Annotated in this window: 12 protein-coding genes; 5 read left to right on the top strand and 7 right to left on the bottom strand. The window is 72.6% G+C overall.

Going from position 1 to position 14,229, the window contains the following annotated elements:
• Positions 1–91: 91 nt before the first annotated feature.
• Positions 92–1,549, bottom strand: a complete 1,458-nt coding sequence (glgA, locus tag WMF17_RS16060) for a glycogen synthase GlgA (protein ID WP_437602966.1) — start codon at positions 1,547–1,549, stop codon at positions 92–94.
• Positions 1,550–1,912: 363 nt separating this feature from the next.
• Here glgA and WMF17_RS16055 point away from each other — a divergent pair, with 363 nt between their 5' ends.
• The 4 genes from WMF17_RS16055 (at position 1,913) to WMF17_RS16040 (ending at position 7,411) form a co-directional block, all read left to right on the top strand.
• The gene (locus WMF17_RS16055) at positions 1,913–3,091 is read left to right on the top strand and encodes a vWA domain-containing protein (RefSeq protein WP_437650276.1); all 1,179 of its coding nucleotides are present in this window, start codon (positions 1,913–1,915) and stop codon (positions 3,089–3,091) included.
• A 123-nt stretch (positions 3,092–3,214) separates the two neighbouring features.
• Entirely contained in the window at positions 3,215–4,267 is a 1,053-nt protein-coding gene (locus tag WMF17_RS16050; RefSeq protein WP_437602963.1) for an RluA family pseudouridine synthase, read from the top strand.
• Positions 4,268–4,469: 202 nt separating this feature from the next.
• The gene (locus WMF17_RS16045) at positions 4,470–5,420 is read left to right on the top strand and encodes a hypothetical protein (RefSeq protein WP_437650274.1); all 951 of its coding nucleotides are present in this window, start codon (positions 4,470–4,472) and stop codon (positions 5,418–5,420) included.
• A 32-nt stretch (positions 5,421–5,452) separates the two neighbouring features.
• Positions 5,453–7,411, top strand: coding sequence for a molybdopterin-containing oxidoreductase family protein (locus tag WMF17_RS16040; RefSeq protein WP_437602961.1), 1,959 nt, complete (start codon positions 5,453–5,455; stop codon positions 7,409–7,411).
• An 18-nt stretch (positions 7,412–7,429) separates the two neighbouring features.
• Here the strand turns inward: WMF17_RS16040 and WMF17_RS16035 are convergent, their stop codons facing one another.
• The gene (locus tag WMF17_RS16035) at positions 7,430–7,945 is read right to left on the bottom strand and encodes a hypothetical protein (RefSeq protein WP_437650272.1); all 516 of its coding nucleotides are present in this window, start codon (positions 7,943–7,945) and stop codon (positions 7,430–7,432) included.
• Positions 7,946–8,183: 238 nt separating this feature from the next.
• Positions 8,184–8,708, bottom strand: coding sequence for a DUF4126 family protein (locus WMF17_RS16030; protein WP_437650271.1), 525 nt, complete (start codon positions 8,706–8,708; stop codon positions 8,184–8,186).
• Positions 8,709–8,801: 93 nt separating this feature from the next.
• Between WMF17_RS16030 and WMF17_RS16025 the strand changes: the two genes are divergently transcribed.
• Entirely contained in the window at positions 8,802–9,308 is a 507-nt protein-coding gene (locus WMF17_RS16025) for a DUF4112 domain-containing protein (RefSeq protein ID WP_437602958.1), read from the top strand.
• 165 nt (positions 9,309–9,473) lie between these two features.
• On the opposite strand, the gene WMF17_RS16020 is transcribed toward WMF17_RS16025, so the two are convergent.
• From WMF17_RS16020 to purH, 4 genes are all read right to left on the bottom strand, one after another.
• Positions 9,474–10,178 (bottom strand): Bax inhibitor-1/YccA family protein, encoded by a 705-nt coding sequence (locus WMF17_RS16020; protein WP_437602957.1) that lies wholly within the window; start codon positions 10,176–10,178, stop codon positions 9,474–9,476.
• 316 nt (positions 10,179–10,494) lie between these two features.
• A complete protein-coding gene (locus WMF17_RS16015; RefSeq protein WP_437602956.1) occupies positions 10,495–10,839 on the bottom strand; it encodes a hypothetical protein in 345 nt (114 codons plus the stop codon).
• Positions 10,840–11,017: 178 nt separating this feature from the next.
• Positions 11,018–12,445 carry a ParA family protein gene (locus WMF17_RS16010; protein WP_437602955.1) on the bottom strand — a complete coding sequence of 476 codons (1,428 nt, stop codon included), beginning with the start codon at positions 12,443–12,445 and terminating at the stop codon, positions 11,018–11,020.
• Between the two features lie 199 nt (positions 12,446–12,644).
• Positions 12,645–14,213 carry a bifunctional phosphoribosylaminoimidazolecarboxamide formyltransferase/IMP cyclohydrolase gene (gene purH / locus WMF17_RS16005; protein WP_437602954.1) on the bottom strand — a complete coding sequence of 523 codons (1,569 nt, stop codon included), beginning with the start codon at positions 14,211–14,213 and terminating at the stop codon, positions 12,645–12,647.
• Between the last annotated feature and the right edge of the window lie 16 nt (positions 14,214–14,229).

The raw sequence follows: 14,229 nt of genomic DNA, 5'->3' as shown, positions 1-14,229 counted from the left end.
GGAGGCGCCGTATCGCGGTCGGGTCGCCCCTTGCGGCGGGCCCCTCCGGCGCTCCGTCCGGCGCCGCGCGCTCCGCTCCGGCGCGCGGTGATCAGCTGGCGAGCGTCTGCCGGTAGACCTGGACGTAGCGGCGTGCGGGTCGGTCCCAGCCGAGGTCGAGGCGCATGATGCGGCGCTGGACGGCGGGCCAGCGGGGCGACGTCAGGGCCGCGAGGGCTCGCTGCACGCCGCCGAGCAGCGAGGTGGCCGTCGGCTTGTCGAACAGGAACCCCGTGCCCGTCTCCAGGGCGGCGTCGAGATCGACGATCGTGTCGACGAGGCCTCCGGTCCTGCACGCCACCGGGGCAGCGCCGTAGCGCTGCGCGTACAGCTGCACGAGGCCGCACGGCTCGAAGCGCGACGGCACGACCACGAGGTCGGCCGCGGCCATGAGCCGGTGCACGACGGCCTCGCTCACGCCGCCGAGGAACTTCGCCCGCTCGGGCGCCTTGGCCGCGGCGGCGGTGAGCTTCGCCATGAGCTCGGGGTCGCCCTCGCCGGCCACGACGACGCTGACGTCGCCCTTCAGGATCTTCGGCATGGCGTTCGCGAGCAGGTCGCTGCCCTTCTGCGCGACCACCCTGCCGATGGACACGAGCAGCGGGCGGTCCGGCCGGATCTCGAGCCCGATCTCCTGGAGGAGCGCGCTCTTGCAGCGGCCCTTGTTGCTCACGTCCTCGGCGTCGTAGCGCGCGATGATGGCCGGGTCGGTCATCGGGTTCCAGACGGCGTAGTCGATGCCGTTCACGATGCCGGTCAGCTGGTTCGCCCGGGTGCGGAGCACGCCGTCGAGCCGCTCGCCTTGCTTGGGCGTGAGGATCTCGTTCGCGTAGGTGGTCGAGACGGTGGTGAGCGCGTCCGCGGCCAGGATGCCGCCCTTCAGGAAGTTGAGCTGGCCGTAGAATTCGAGCCGGTCTGGCCGGAAGTGGTCGCCGTCGAGGCCGAGGTACGGGAGCGTGTCCTTCGGGAAGAGGCCCTGGTGGGCCACGTTGTGGAGGGTCAGCACGCTCCGGCCGGGCACGGGCGGCTGCTGGTGCCGGAGCAGGTACGCCACCATGGCGGTGGGCCAGTCGTGGGCGTGCACGATGTCGAACGGCGAGCCGGACCGTGCCCGCTGGCGGACGAGCTCCACGACGGCGCGGGAGAACAGCGAGAACCGGCGCGCGTTGTCCTCGTAGTCGCGCCCCTCCTCGCCGTAGATGCCGGGCCGATCGTGGAAGCCGGGCACGTCGAGGACGATGAGCTCCACGCCCGTGCTGAGCCGCCCGTCCAGGAGCGTCACCTGGATGGGTCCGCCCGGCGACACCTGCGGGTCGACCTCGAGCGGCATCGGGGTGAGGCGGCGCGCCATCATCAGCCCGCTCGAATCGAGGGCCCGGTAGCGCGGCAGCGCGATCGTCACCTTGTGGCCGAGCAGCCGGAGCGCCTTCGAGAGCGACGACACGACGTCAGCCAGCCCGCCGACCTTGACGATGGGCGCGATCTCGGAAGCAGCGAAGAGAATGTCCATGCGGGCGCGGTGTGTAGCACGAACCGGGGGGCGTACGGGGCGGCTTCCGCACACCCGGGCGGGAGGCTCGGGGGGGAAGATCCCGGGACGGCTGCGGCCGTTCGGCGGGGGCGGGCGGCTCCGGCCCGAGCTCCGGTCGATCCGGAGCACGTTCATCCCGAGCGTGTGGCTGTCGCTCACGCAGCCGTGATGATGGACTGGCAATATCGAGCGGATCGACTCACGGCGTCACACCTTCACTGCCCGTCGCCGCAGAGGTGGCGCGGCATGCGCCATCTGGAGCAACTTTCCACCCACGCCGCATCCACCGCCGGGGACGTGCACGGCGGAGACACGCCGTCCCGGCCTGTGTATCTTTACCTCGTGAGCAGCACCCTTATCTTTCCCAGGCTCTCTTGGTACCTCGCGCTTCTCGCCACCGGCATCGCGGTGAGCTGCAGCGGCACGAACGACGGCGATCCATCGCCCCAGGGCTCCGGCTCCAGCGCCGTGAGCGGCAGCGGCGGCGCGGCCGGCGGCGTCGGCTCCACGGGCGGCGGCGAGGAGCCGATCTTCGTCGGCAGCGGCGGCGGCCTGATCGCCACGAGCGGAGGCGGCGGCGCCGGCGGCGCTTGCCAGCAGCTCGACATCGCGTTCGAGCCGCAGACGCCGACCGTGATGATCGTCGTCGATCGCTCCGGCAGCATGTACGACAGCGGCTTCTGGGTTCCGCTGCAGACGGCCGTGCTCAACGTCGTCGAGAGCCTGCAGGCGAAGGTGCGCTTCGGCTTCCTCACGTTCACGGGGGTCGCTCCGGCGCAGTGCCCGCTGCTCACCGGGACCGACGTCATCGCCCTCAACAGCCACGCCGACATCGCGGCCGCCTACGAGGAGGCCTCCACGAGGCCGGCTCAGAAGCTCGAGACGCCCACCGGCATGACGTTCAACGAGACGGTCATCCCCGATCTCGTCGCCTTCGGAGAGCCCGGCCCCAAGTACATCCTCTTCGTCACCGACGGCGAGCCCGATCGCTGCGACGACGGGCCCTCCGTGTGCGCGCGCGACGACGTGGTAGGCGCGGTGCAGTCCGCGTACACGCAGGGCATCGGGACGTTCGTCTTCGGCCTCGGCGACGGTGATTTCGCGGAGCACCTCCAGGATCTGGCGAACGCCGGCGTCGGCCAGCCGGTCCGGCGACCCCAGAACACCCAGCAGGCCTGCTTCACCGGCGCGGGCACGTACGCCGACGCCGGCGGCTCGGCGATGTACTACACGCCGGACCCGACCAACGCGACCGCCCTGGAGAACGAGCTCAACGAGGCCATCTCCGGCGCCAAGAGCTGCACGTTCGACCTCCAGGGCTCGATCGCGGTCGATCTCGCGCACGCGTCCGAAGGCCAGGTGCTCATCGACGGCACACCCGTGCCCTACGACGCGCAGAACGGCTGGACCATGGAGAGCCCGACCCAGCTCGTGCTCACCGGCGACGCCTGCGCGCAGCTCAAGAGCGCGACGCAGGGGATCTCGTTCGACTTCCCCTGCGAGATCATCGACCCCCTGTGAGGCCCCTGTGAGCGGCGGGCCGGCGCGCCTTCCGCGGGCGCCGCGTCGAGGCGCCCGCGGGCGGCTTCCTTTTCCGCGCACCCGGCCGGCGCCTTTGCTAAAGCCCCACGGCAACCTCGACCCATGACCAGGATCAGCGCGCGGGAGCTCGCCGGCACGAGCGGCCCCTTCGGCCGCGGCACACAGGTGGTGCGGCCGGAGGAGGTGCCGGAAGGGTCGGTCGTCACCGTGCTCCGCGTGCCGCCCGAGTCGGCGGGCATGCGGCTCGACCGGTTCGTGCAGTCGCAGCTCAAGCGGACGAGCCGCACGCGCGCCGCCGAGATCGTCTCCCGCGGCGCCTACTCGCCCGAGGCGCGGCGCCTGCGCGGCAGCGATCGCGTCCGGCCGGAGCAGTGCATCCTCCTGTGGCGCGCGCCGTGGGACGAGCAGGCGCCCGACACGGCGATCCCGGTGCTCCACGAGGACGAAGCGCTGCTCGCCGTCAACAAGCCGCCGGGCCTGCCCGTGCACCCCACGGCGCGGTACCACAAGAGCACGGTCATCAAGATGATGGAGGCCGCGCGCCCCGGCGAGCGGCTGTTCCTGGCGCACCGGATCGACAGGGAGACGAGCGGCGTGCTCCTCCTCTGCCGAACGCCCGAGGCCGATCGGAGGGTGAAGGCGCAGTTCGAGGAGCGCACGGGCGTCCTCAAGCGCTACGTCGCGATCACCTGGGGCTGGCCCGAGCACGACGCCTTCCGGGTCGAGCTGCCGCTCGAGCTCGACACCGCGAGCCGCTACAAGGTGAAGATGCGGGTGGCGCCGCCGGGCCGCGGCCTCTCGTCGGCCACGGCGTGCGAGGTGCTGGGCCGCCGCGCCGACCCCCTCACCGGCCGGCGCTACGCGCTGATCCGCTGCACGCTCGAGACCGGCCGGCAGCACCAGATCCGGGTCCACCTCGCGACGAGCGGCCTGCCGCTCGTGGGCGACAAGCTCTACGGGCCGGACGAGGGCATGTTCGCGCGCGGCGCCGACGGCGAGCTCACCGACGAGGACCGCCGCGCGCTCGAGCTCGACCGCCACGCCCTCCACGCCGCGCTCCTGGAGCTCACGCACCCGGCGACGGGCGGACGCGTGAGCATCGAGGCGCCGCTCTCGGACGATCTGCGCTTCTTCTGGGACGCGCTCGACGCTTGATCCGCGCCCGAGGACGGGGCCGCCTCGCGGCCCGCCCCTCGTGGCCTCTGTGTGCGAGGCGACGCCGGCAGGCGCCATGGCCCCCGCGGGCGAGGTCGAGACGCCCCGCGCGCGGCGCCCCCGCCGCGGCGGCCCCGCCGGCGGCGCGCGCGAGGGGCCGCGGATCTTGTACCGTCGCGCCGACTTACGTACGATGACCCGGATGACGCGTGCGCGAGACGACCTCGAGGCGCTGCGGGATCCAGCGCTTTGGTCCACACCGCTCGAGGCCGAGAGCACGGCAGCCGGGCCGGTGGAGCCCGGTCCGGGAGAGACAACACAGGCCGCCGAGGCGCCCTCTCCAGGGGAGCTTCCCGGCGCGGACGGCGAGCGCCCCGACGCGGACGGGCCGCAGCGGGCGAGCTCGGAGCGGTCGGAGCCGGCCTCTTCCGCCGGCGTCGCGCCGTCCCAGGCCGACCCGCGCCCCCGGGGCGACGAGAGCCTGGATCGCGAGCGCTACGAGCGGTACGCGATGCCCGCGAGCGACCTCCCGGCGGCCAACGTGCAGGCCTTCCGCGGGGACGCGGGCGGGGTGCTCGCGATCGTCCGGCGCGCCGTGCAGTCCGTGACGCGCGATCCGGCGCGCCACCGGCGCCGGCTGCCGAAGTCCCGCTTCGACGCCATCCGCAGCCTGCCGGAGCTCGCGATGGCGCTCGACCATGCGGTGGCGCGCATGCAGCCCGAGAGCGCGCCGCCGCCCGAGGTGGCCGAGCGGCTCGACGTGCTCTACGAGGCGCTGCGCCCGACGCTCGCCGCGGCCGAGGTGTGCTTCCCGCGCGGGATCGTCCCGGAGACCTACGGCATCGTCCGGCGCGCGCTCGTCGCTGGAGATCCCGCGAGCGCGGCGGCCAGCATCACCAACCTCATCCTGGACCGGTGGAACCACGTGCAAGGCCGGATCTCCCTCACGAGGGACGAGGTGACCCGGGTGAACAGCACCGCGAAGTGGCTGCTCAGCAACACCCGCCCGACCGAGCGGCTCGACTCGCGCGACATCCGCGATCGGCTGTGGTCGCTCCTGCGTGAGCGCTACGAGCAGCTCCGCGTCATCGCCCAGGAGGTCTCCGGCGACGACTCGCGAGACTACGCCCCCGAGCGGCTCGCGGCCGACTAGCCCCGCGCGGCGCGGTGTACCGCCGCGCGCGCGTGATCTACGCTGCCGCCGTGCAGGAGATCCGCAAGACGGTCTGCAACCGCGACTGCCCCGACGCTTGCAGCATCGTGGCCACCGTGAAGGACGGCCGCGTCGTGCGCCTCGCCGGCGACCCGGACCACCCGGTCACGAGGGGCTTTCTCTGCTACCGGACGTCGCGCTTCCTGGAGACCCAGTATTCGCCCGAGCGCCTGACCACGCCGCTGCTCCGCAAGGGCGGCGAGCTCGTCCCGGTCTCCTGGGACGAAGCGCTCGACACCGCGGCCGAGCGGCTGCTCGCGATCCGGCGCGAGTCGGGCCCGGCCGCGATCTTCCATTACCGGAGCGGCGGCTCGCTCGGGATGCTCACGGGGCTCACCGACGCCTTCTTCGCGCGGTTCGGGCCGGTCACCGTCAAGCGCGGCGACATCTGCTCCGGCGCGGGCGACGCCGCGCAGCTCGCCGATTTCGGCGAGGAGGACAGCCACGACCTCGCCGACCTGAAGAACGCCCGGCAGATCCTCCTCTGGGGCAAGAACGTCTTCACGTCGAGCCCGCACACCCTGCCGGTGCTGCGCGAGGCGAGGGCGCGCGGCGCGGAGCTCGTGCTCGTCGATCCCGTGCACCACAGGACCGCCTCCCTGTGCGCGGCGTTCTACCAGCCGCGCCCGGGCGGCGACTTCGCGCTCGCCATGGCCGTCGCCCGCGTGCTCTTCGACGAGGGGTGGACCGATCCGCGCGCCGCGGACTACTGCGATCACCTCGACGCCTTCCGCGCGCTCGCGCGGGGCCGCTCCGTCGCGGCGTGGTGCGGCGAGGCCGACGTGCCCGAGGGCGCCGCGCTGGATCTCGCGCGCCGCCTCGCCGACAGGCCCGCGGCGATCCTCGTCGGCTGGGGCATGGGCCGGCGCACCACGGGCGGGGCGATCGTGCGCGCGCTCGACGCGCTCTCGGCGGTGAGCGGGAACCTCGGCATCCCCGGCGGCGGCGTCTCGTTCTATTTCAAGCGGCGCGGCGCGTTCGACCTCTCGCCGTTCGGGGGCGATCGCCCCGCGCCCCGCACCGTCTGCGAGCCGCTGTTCGGGCAGGAGGTGCTCCGGATGAGCGACCCGCCGATCCGCGCCGTCTGGGTGACCGCCGCCAACCCGGTCGCGATGCTGCCCGCGTCGGACGTCGTCGCGGAGGCGCTCGCGACGCGCGAGCTCGTCGTCGTCGCCGACGCCTTCCTCACGGACACGGCGCGGCTCGCCCACCTCGTGCTGCCCACGACGACGCTGCTCGAGGCGGACGACGTGCTCGGCGCCTACGGCCACCATTACCTCGGCGTCGCCACGCCCGTGGTCCCGCCCCCGGACGGGGTGAAGAGCGATCTCGAGATCATGCAGGCGCTCGCGCGGCGCGTGGGCCTCGGCGACGCGCTCGACGGCAGCGCCCGCGACTGGAAGCGGCGGGTCGCCGAGCCCAGGCTCGCGCCGTTCGGCATCCCCCTCGAGGCGCTGGAGCGCGGGCCGGTGCGCAATCCGCTGGCGCCGAAGGTGCTGTTCGAGGACCGCAAGTTCCCGACCCCGACCGGGCGGGTCAACCTCATCACCGAGGGGCCGGAGGAGCGCGCGGATCCCGACGCGCGCGAGCTCCCGCTGCTCCTCATGGCGCTGTCCACCGAGAAGTCCCAGTCGTCGCAGTGGGCAAGGCCCCAGCGAGGCCCCGCCGTCGTGACGGTCCACCCCGACGCGGCGAGCGGCGTGGCCGACGGCGGCCTCTGCCGGATCGTGTCGCGCGTCGGCGCGATGACGGTGCAGCTCCGCCACGATCCCGCGCAGCGCCGCGACGTCGCGCTCATCCCGAAGGGCGGCCACCTCCGCGACGGCCGCTGCGCCAACGCGCTGATCCGCGCCCGCACCACGGACATCGGCGAGGGCGGCGCGCTCTACGAGGAGCGGGTGCGCATCGAGCCGGACGAGGGCGGCTCCTGACCGGCGGCGCGCCGCGGCTCAGTCCTCCTGCGCAGGCGCCCGCATCGGCTCTCTCGGCGTGGTGCGCTCAGGGGGAGCCGCGGCCGAGCCCTCCACGGCGTCCCCGATCTCGCGCGCCGCGCCCTCGACGGTGCAATAGCACATCGCGTCAGGGAGGGAGTCCAGGCCGTGATCGCTCACCGTCGTGTGATCGAGCCGGAGGTCGCCGTACAGGGCGGAGTCGACCGGACCTGGCTGATGCCACGCCTCCAGCGTGCGATGCGCGTAGCGAAAGAACGCCGCCGAGAACGCGATGTTCCGGTCCTCGATGCGGATGATGGTGGCCGGGTTCAGGAAGGGCGCGGCGCCGTCGACGCCCAGCACGACCCCTGTGCCTCCGAGGAGCGCCGAGCGCCCGCCGAGGAGCGCGGACTCGTACCGTCCTTGCGCGTGCGCCGCGGATCCATCGAGCGTCCCGAGGAGCGCGCCGGCGATGCCAGCCAGCGCTCCGCGCGCTCCGGAGCGAAGGACGCGGGCGTGCGGGCTCGGCGGCAAGTCCGGCGCCAGCAGGGCTCGTGTCGCCGTGACCGCGGCGGCAGCGGTGCCCCGCTGTGGCAGGACGCGACGTGCGTGCGCCGGGAGACGTGCGCGCGACGGGACGTCCCTGGGCGCGACGGGACGTCCCTGGGCGCGACGGCGCGCATCGTCTTCGCCCCTCCCTCGCCTCCGGGGCTGCGCGCTGCTTGCGGCGGTGCCGGGGCTGGGGCCCTGGCGGGCGCACCGGCGCTCGACACTAGCGGCGCGCCGCCAGCGCCCCCAGGCCGAAGGCGATGGCGTCCTCGACGACGGCTGCGATCGGGGCGGGAATGCGCGTCTCGCGGTCCAGCCACACGCGGGCGCGATTCCCGACGAGCGCGCCGATGGCGGCCGCCGCTGCCCCGACCACGGCGCCTGCGAAGCGCATGTTCCTCCCGGGGCTTTGCGTGCCGACGGCGGCGCCCAGGAGCGCCCCGATCAGGAGCCGCGCGCCGAGCGGACCTCTCGCGAGGCGGCTCGGCGCGGAGGGCAGCTTGTCCATCAACAGCTCTCCGCCCGCGAGCACGCTGAGCGCGCGCTGCGCTCCGGGCGAGCGAAGCGTGCGCCAGAAGCTCCCGCGTTGCCCGTCGAACGCGCCGCGCCGGGCGCTGGCCGCGAGGATCCTGACGCCCAGCATGGAACGCATTCCTGTCACCATTCCGAGCCCTGCTGCCTGCCCCAGGAGAAGAATCTCCGAGTGGCGCGACTGCCGGGCGCTTCCCACAGCCCTTACCGTCTCCATGGTGGTCCCAGAAGCAACGCATATGCCCTGGTTGGCCTGGAGCGCGCGACGTACACTACGAGGGACAGCTCACCCGGCCCAGACCGGTCCGTCATGCCTGTGACACCCCTCACCACGCTGAAGACCGTCGACCTTGAGGAGGAGCGGCTGAAGCGCCTGAGCGCGCTCGGCCACTTTCTGGACAATGCGATCCGCATCCCTGGCGTCGGCTATCGGGTCGGTTACGACGCGCTGATCGGGTTGGTCCCGGGGGTCGGGGATCTCATCGGCTTTGGCCTTTCGATGTACATCGTGCTTTCGGCGGCGCGTTATCGTCTCCCCGTCTCGACGGTGCTTCGGATGATGCTCAACGTGGGTCTCGATACGTTGTTCGGCGCGGTTCCTTTGCTGGGCGACCTGTTCGACGCGGCCTACAAGGCGAACGTGCGCAACCTCGACCTCCTGCGGGCGCACCTCGTCGCGCGCGCGCAGAGCGGCGCCCGCCCCTCTGATCGAGGCTTCTACGCCGGCCTGGCCGCAGCGCTCGTGTCCCTCCTGGCGCTGGCCGCCCTCCTACTTTTCTCCCTGACCAGAGCGCTACAAGCCCTCCTCGCCCCCTAAACCCCCGCCCCCCGTCCCCCCCGGCCGTCCTCCCCGCCGTCCGAGCGGCGCGCGCCCGCACAGGAGACGGGCCCAGATCGGCGTTTTCGGCGCGCAGGCGTACTCCAGTACGCCGAGCACCGAAAGCGCCGAGGTGGGCCCGTATCCGCAGCGGGCGCGCACCGCTCAGTTGCGGGAGGAGGTGAAGAGGCGGAGGACGTACCAGAACAGCAGGGCGACGGACGCGAAGAGCTCGAGCGCGGCGCCGACGTACCGGTCCTCGGGGAAGTGGTGCAGGATGTTCGACGTGTCGTAGAGGATGGCGGCGCCGGCGAAGGCGACCATGGCGACGCTGAAGAACGTGCCGAGCTGGAAGCCGAACAAAAGACCGGCCCCGATGAGGACGAGCGCGCAGATGCCGCCCCAGCGCAGGAGACCGCCCAGGAACGAGAAATCCTTGCGGGTCACGAACGCGATCCCGGTGAGCCCGGCGAAGCCCGCCATCGTGGCGAGCGCGGCGCTCTGGATCGCGCCGGGCGCGACCATGTCCGCGATGTAGAGGAGCGGCACGAAGATGATCGCCTGGGCGACCACGTAGCCGCCGAGCGCGGCGTACTGCACCGGCTTCGACATCGACGTGTGCGCCGCGCGGCTGGCGAGCCAGCTCACGAGCATGAACGCTCCGAGCACCACCAGCCAGCTCGTGCCCATCATCGCCCTGGCGATGACCGAGGCGACGCCGGTCTTGAACAGCGCGACCTCGATCGCCGCGAAGAGCACGATCGCCCCGAACAGGTGATTGTACGTTCGCACGAGGAAGCGCTCGCGCGAATCCGCGGCGGCACGGAGCGCCGAAGAGCGGGTCCCGTATCCTGCGAAGTTCTGGTCCATGTTCCCTCTCTGGGTACGCCTCGGTTGTCGGCTCGTGGCTCCCCGGTTCCTGATTACCGACACTAGCACGCGGCATCCCCGCGGCGCTGCTGCCGGGCGAGGGCACGCCGCGCGAGGACGCGCATCGCCCTCACACCGCGAGCGGCGGCGCCGGTGCCCCGCCCCTCCACCGCTCGCCGGAGCCCAGGGAGCCGGGCTGCCTCTGCCCCACCGGTGCCGCTGGAGGCCGCCGCGGCTCGCGCGGTGCCCGTGGGGCGATGGTGGAAAAGCTGGCCTCGATCCCGTCGCCCGGTCGAGGTCTCCCTGGAAAGCCGACCTAGATCCCCTTGGGGATCTTGTCGAGGTCCACCTGGGAGAGCGCATGCCGGATCAGCGCGCTTCGGTTGGCCTTCGTCATGCCGCGCGCCTTGAGGGCGCTGACCATCTCATCCAGCCTCCCGAGATCCTCGGTGTACATCGAGATACAGATGACCTTGTAGTGCTGCGGTCTCTCGGGCGGCGGCGCAGCACCTGGCTCGGATGCAGCGCCGGTCGTCCGGGTCTTCGCGCGTGAACGCGGCGCTTCCGTGGGTGCATAGAACGCCCCGGACAGAACACCTTCCACCTCGTCGCGATCGAGCAGCGCCCGCGCGGCTCCCCCGAGATCGCCTTCGCTCTTCATTGCGTCCTCCAGCTCTCTGCCCGGTCGGGGCTCCGCGAGCGCGGGCCCTTCAGCCACGAGACCCGCTTGCCACAGGTCCCTTCATCCAGCGGGCCCCGCTGCCGCAGGTCCCTTCATCCAGGCGGGCCCCGCTGCCGCAGGTCCCTTCATCCAGCGGGCCCCGCTGCCGCGGGTCCCCTCATGCGCCGGCCGCCGCAGCGCCCGGCCGCTCTGCCGCCCCATCCGCCCGGTCGGTGCCCCACGATCCCGGATCGCGCACCGCCCCTGCCTCCGAGCCGGCCGCGCCGCGCTCGCGACTCTCGATGATGCGATCGACCACCGCCAGATAATCGTCGGCCGCCGGCGTCCCCGGCGCATACTCGAAGATCGTCTGCCCCTGCGCAGGCGCCTCCTTGACCTTGATCGCCTGCCGGATCGGCGCGAGGCAGCGCTCCCCGAAGTGCTGCTTCATCGTGCTGACCGCCTCGCGCGCGATCTTCGCGCGACCGTCGAAGAAGGTCGGCAGCACGCCCCAGATCTGCACCGGATGGTGCAGCAACGCGTTCACGTTCTTCACCGTCTTGATCACCTGCCGGACGCCGACCAGCGACAGGTAATCGCACGCGACCGGGACGAGCACGCTGTCGGCGAACACAAGCGCGTTCTGGTTCATCAGCGACAGGCTCGGCGAGCAGTCGAGCACCACGTAGTCGTAGTCGGCCGCAGCCGCGGAGAGGCGATCCGAGAGCACGCGATCCCGGTTCTGGCGCCCCGCCAGGTAGAGCTCGGCCGCGGCCAGGGTCTCGTTGGATGGGAGGAGATCCAGGTTCGGCCGCACCGCCCTCGTCGCGTCCGCGACCCGGAGCCCCATCACGAGCACGTGATAGAGCGAGCGCTCCGCGCCCGCGCCGAGCGAGACGGAGACGTTCCCCTGCGCGTCGGTGTCGACGAGCAGCACCCGCTTGTCGCGCGCCGCGAGCCCGGCCGCCACGCTCACGGCCGTCGTCGTCTTGCCCGTGCCGCCCTTGTGGTTGAACACGGCCAGATACCGGGGCATCCCGGCCGGGCGCTGCGGCGCCCGCTTCGCGCTCCCCGCCGGCGACACGGGCACCGCGACCGCCCCCTGCCCCCTGGGCTCCGCCGGGCGCGCAGCCGACGCGCCCGGCGCAACGGCCGACGCCGCTGCCTGCGCGCCAGCCCGCCCCGAACGCTCCGGGGACGCCGGCTCACTGGCCTCCGCGACGGCGCGGGAGCCGCTCCCCGACAACGGCACATCGCGGCGGGTCGACGGCAGCCCCTCGGCCGGCGCCGCGGCCGCCGCCGCGATGTCTCCGAGCCGCACCCCCTTCGCCTCGCGGACCAGCTGCGTCCGGCACCCGAGCGAGCACGCGTAGTGCCGCCGCCCGGCGACGTAGAGCACCTGCGACACGAGATCCGGAGGAAAGCGCTTCGCGCACGCGTCGCATGTGGCGAGCGAGACGCCGCTCTCCCCGCCGAGCTGGCTCTTCTCCAGGCATTTCTGCGAGCAGAAGAAGGAGAAGCCGCCGTCCTTCTCCTCCATCTGGTACCGGAACTGGACCTCGAATCCGGTCCCGCACACGCTGCACGTCTCGCTGATTCCGCCCACAGCTCGCTCCTTCGCGCCGCGCACAGCGCTTTGCCCAGGCGCAGCGTTGACCATCATCACAGTCAAGCAACAAAGGTCAACTTTTCTGCGAACGCGGCGCACCCTTCCAGCGCAAGGGGAGATCGCGCACCCCGGGGCGGGGCCGGGACCGAGGCGGGCCGATCGGGGCGGGGCCGGGGCGGGGCCGGGGCGGGCCGGCTCAGTGACGGAAGTGCCGGACTCCGGTGAACACCATCGCAACCCCCGCCGCGTCCGCCGCGGCGATGACCTCCGGGTCCCTCACGCTGCCTCCCGGCTGCGCGACCGCCGTGATCCCGTGCTCGGCGGCGAGCACCAGGCCGTCCGGGAACGGGAAGTAAGCGTCCGACGCGAGGACGCTCCCGCGAGCCCGCTCACCCGCCTTGCTGCAGGCGATGCGCACGCTCTCGACCCGCGACATCTGTCCGGCACCGACCCCGACCGTGCTCCCGGCCACCGTGAGCACAATCGCGTTTGATTTCACATGCTTGCAAACGCGCCAGCCGAGCTCGAGCGCGTCGATCTCCTGCGCCGTGGGCGCCCGCTTCGTCACGACCTTGCCGCCGCGCACCTCGCCCCCCGCGGTCGCGTCCCGATCCTGGACCACGAGGCCCCCGCCGACGCGCTTGAACGTCAGCTCCGGGTGATCCGCGGGCAGGAGCGCGCCGGTCGCGAGCACCCGGAGGTTCTTCTTCGTCCGGAGCACCTCCAGCGCCTCGGGGGCGTACGCAGGCGCGATCACGCACTCCAGGAACGTCTCGACAAGCACCTCCGCAGCCGCCCGGTCGACCTCGCGGTTCAGCGCGACGATCCCGCCAAAGGCGCTCACCGGGTCCGCCTCGCGCGCCGTCCGGTAGGCGGTCGCGAGATCGTTGCCGATCGCGACGCCGCACGGGTTCGTGTGCTTCACGACGACCGCGGCGGGCTGGGTGAGCTCACGCACCGCCTCGAACGCCGCGTCCACGTCGACGAGGTTGTTGAAGGAGAGCTCCTTGCCGCCCGCCCCCAGCGACTCGGCCAGCGCGAGCGACCCCGCGGCCGCGCCGCGCTCGCGGTAGAAGGCGCCCGACTGGTGCGGGTTCTCGCCGTACCGGAGCGGGTAGGCCCGCTCGAGGGCGAGCGTCAGGAAGCGCGGATAGGCCTCGCGCTCGTCGGCGTTCGGCTCGCCCTCCTCCGGCAGCGACGACAGGTAGCCGGACACCATCCCGTCGTAAGCCGCCGTATGCGCGAACGCCTTCGTGGCCAGCCGGCGGCGCGTGGCGCTCGACACCTCACCCGCCCTGTCGATCTCGGCGAGCACGGCGTCGTAGTCGGCCGGATCGACCACCACCGCCACGCGCGCGTGGTTCTTGGCCGCGCTCCGCACCATCGACGGCCCGCCGATATCGATGTTCTCGATGATCTCGGGGTGCGTGACCCCCGGCTTCCGGACCGTCGCCTCGAACGGATAGAGATTGCACACGACGAGATCGATCGGCTGGCCCCCGAGCCGCGCGAGATCGTCCTCGTCGATCGCGCCGCGCATCAGGATGCCGCCGTGCACCCGGGGATGGAGCGTCTTCACCCGGCCATCCATCACCTCGGGCGAGCCGGTATAGGCCTCCACGCCGACGACCGGCACGTTGGCGTCCTTGAGCGCCCGCTGCGTCCCCCCGGTCGAGAGGATCTCCACGCCCTTTTCCGCGAGCCGCCGGGCCAGCGGGAGCAGCCCCGTCTTGTCGGATACCGAGATCAATGCGCGTCGAATCATCGCGACGCCAGCTAGT

Origin of the sequence: Sorangium sp. So ce362, assembly GCF_051519845.1 — a bacterium.
Lineage (GTDB): Bacteria > Myxococcota_A > Polyangia > Polyangiales > Polyangiaceae > Sorangium.
The sequence above is the reverse complement of the archived record's forward strand: the minus strand, read 5'-3'. Positions and strand labels throughout refer to the sequence as shown.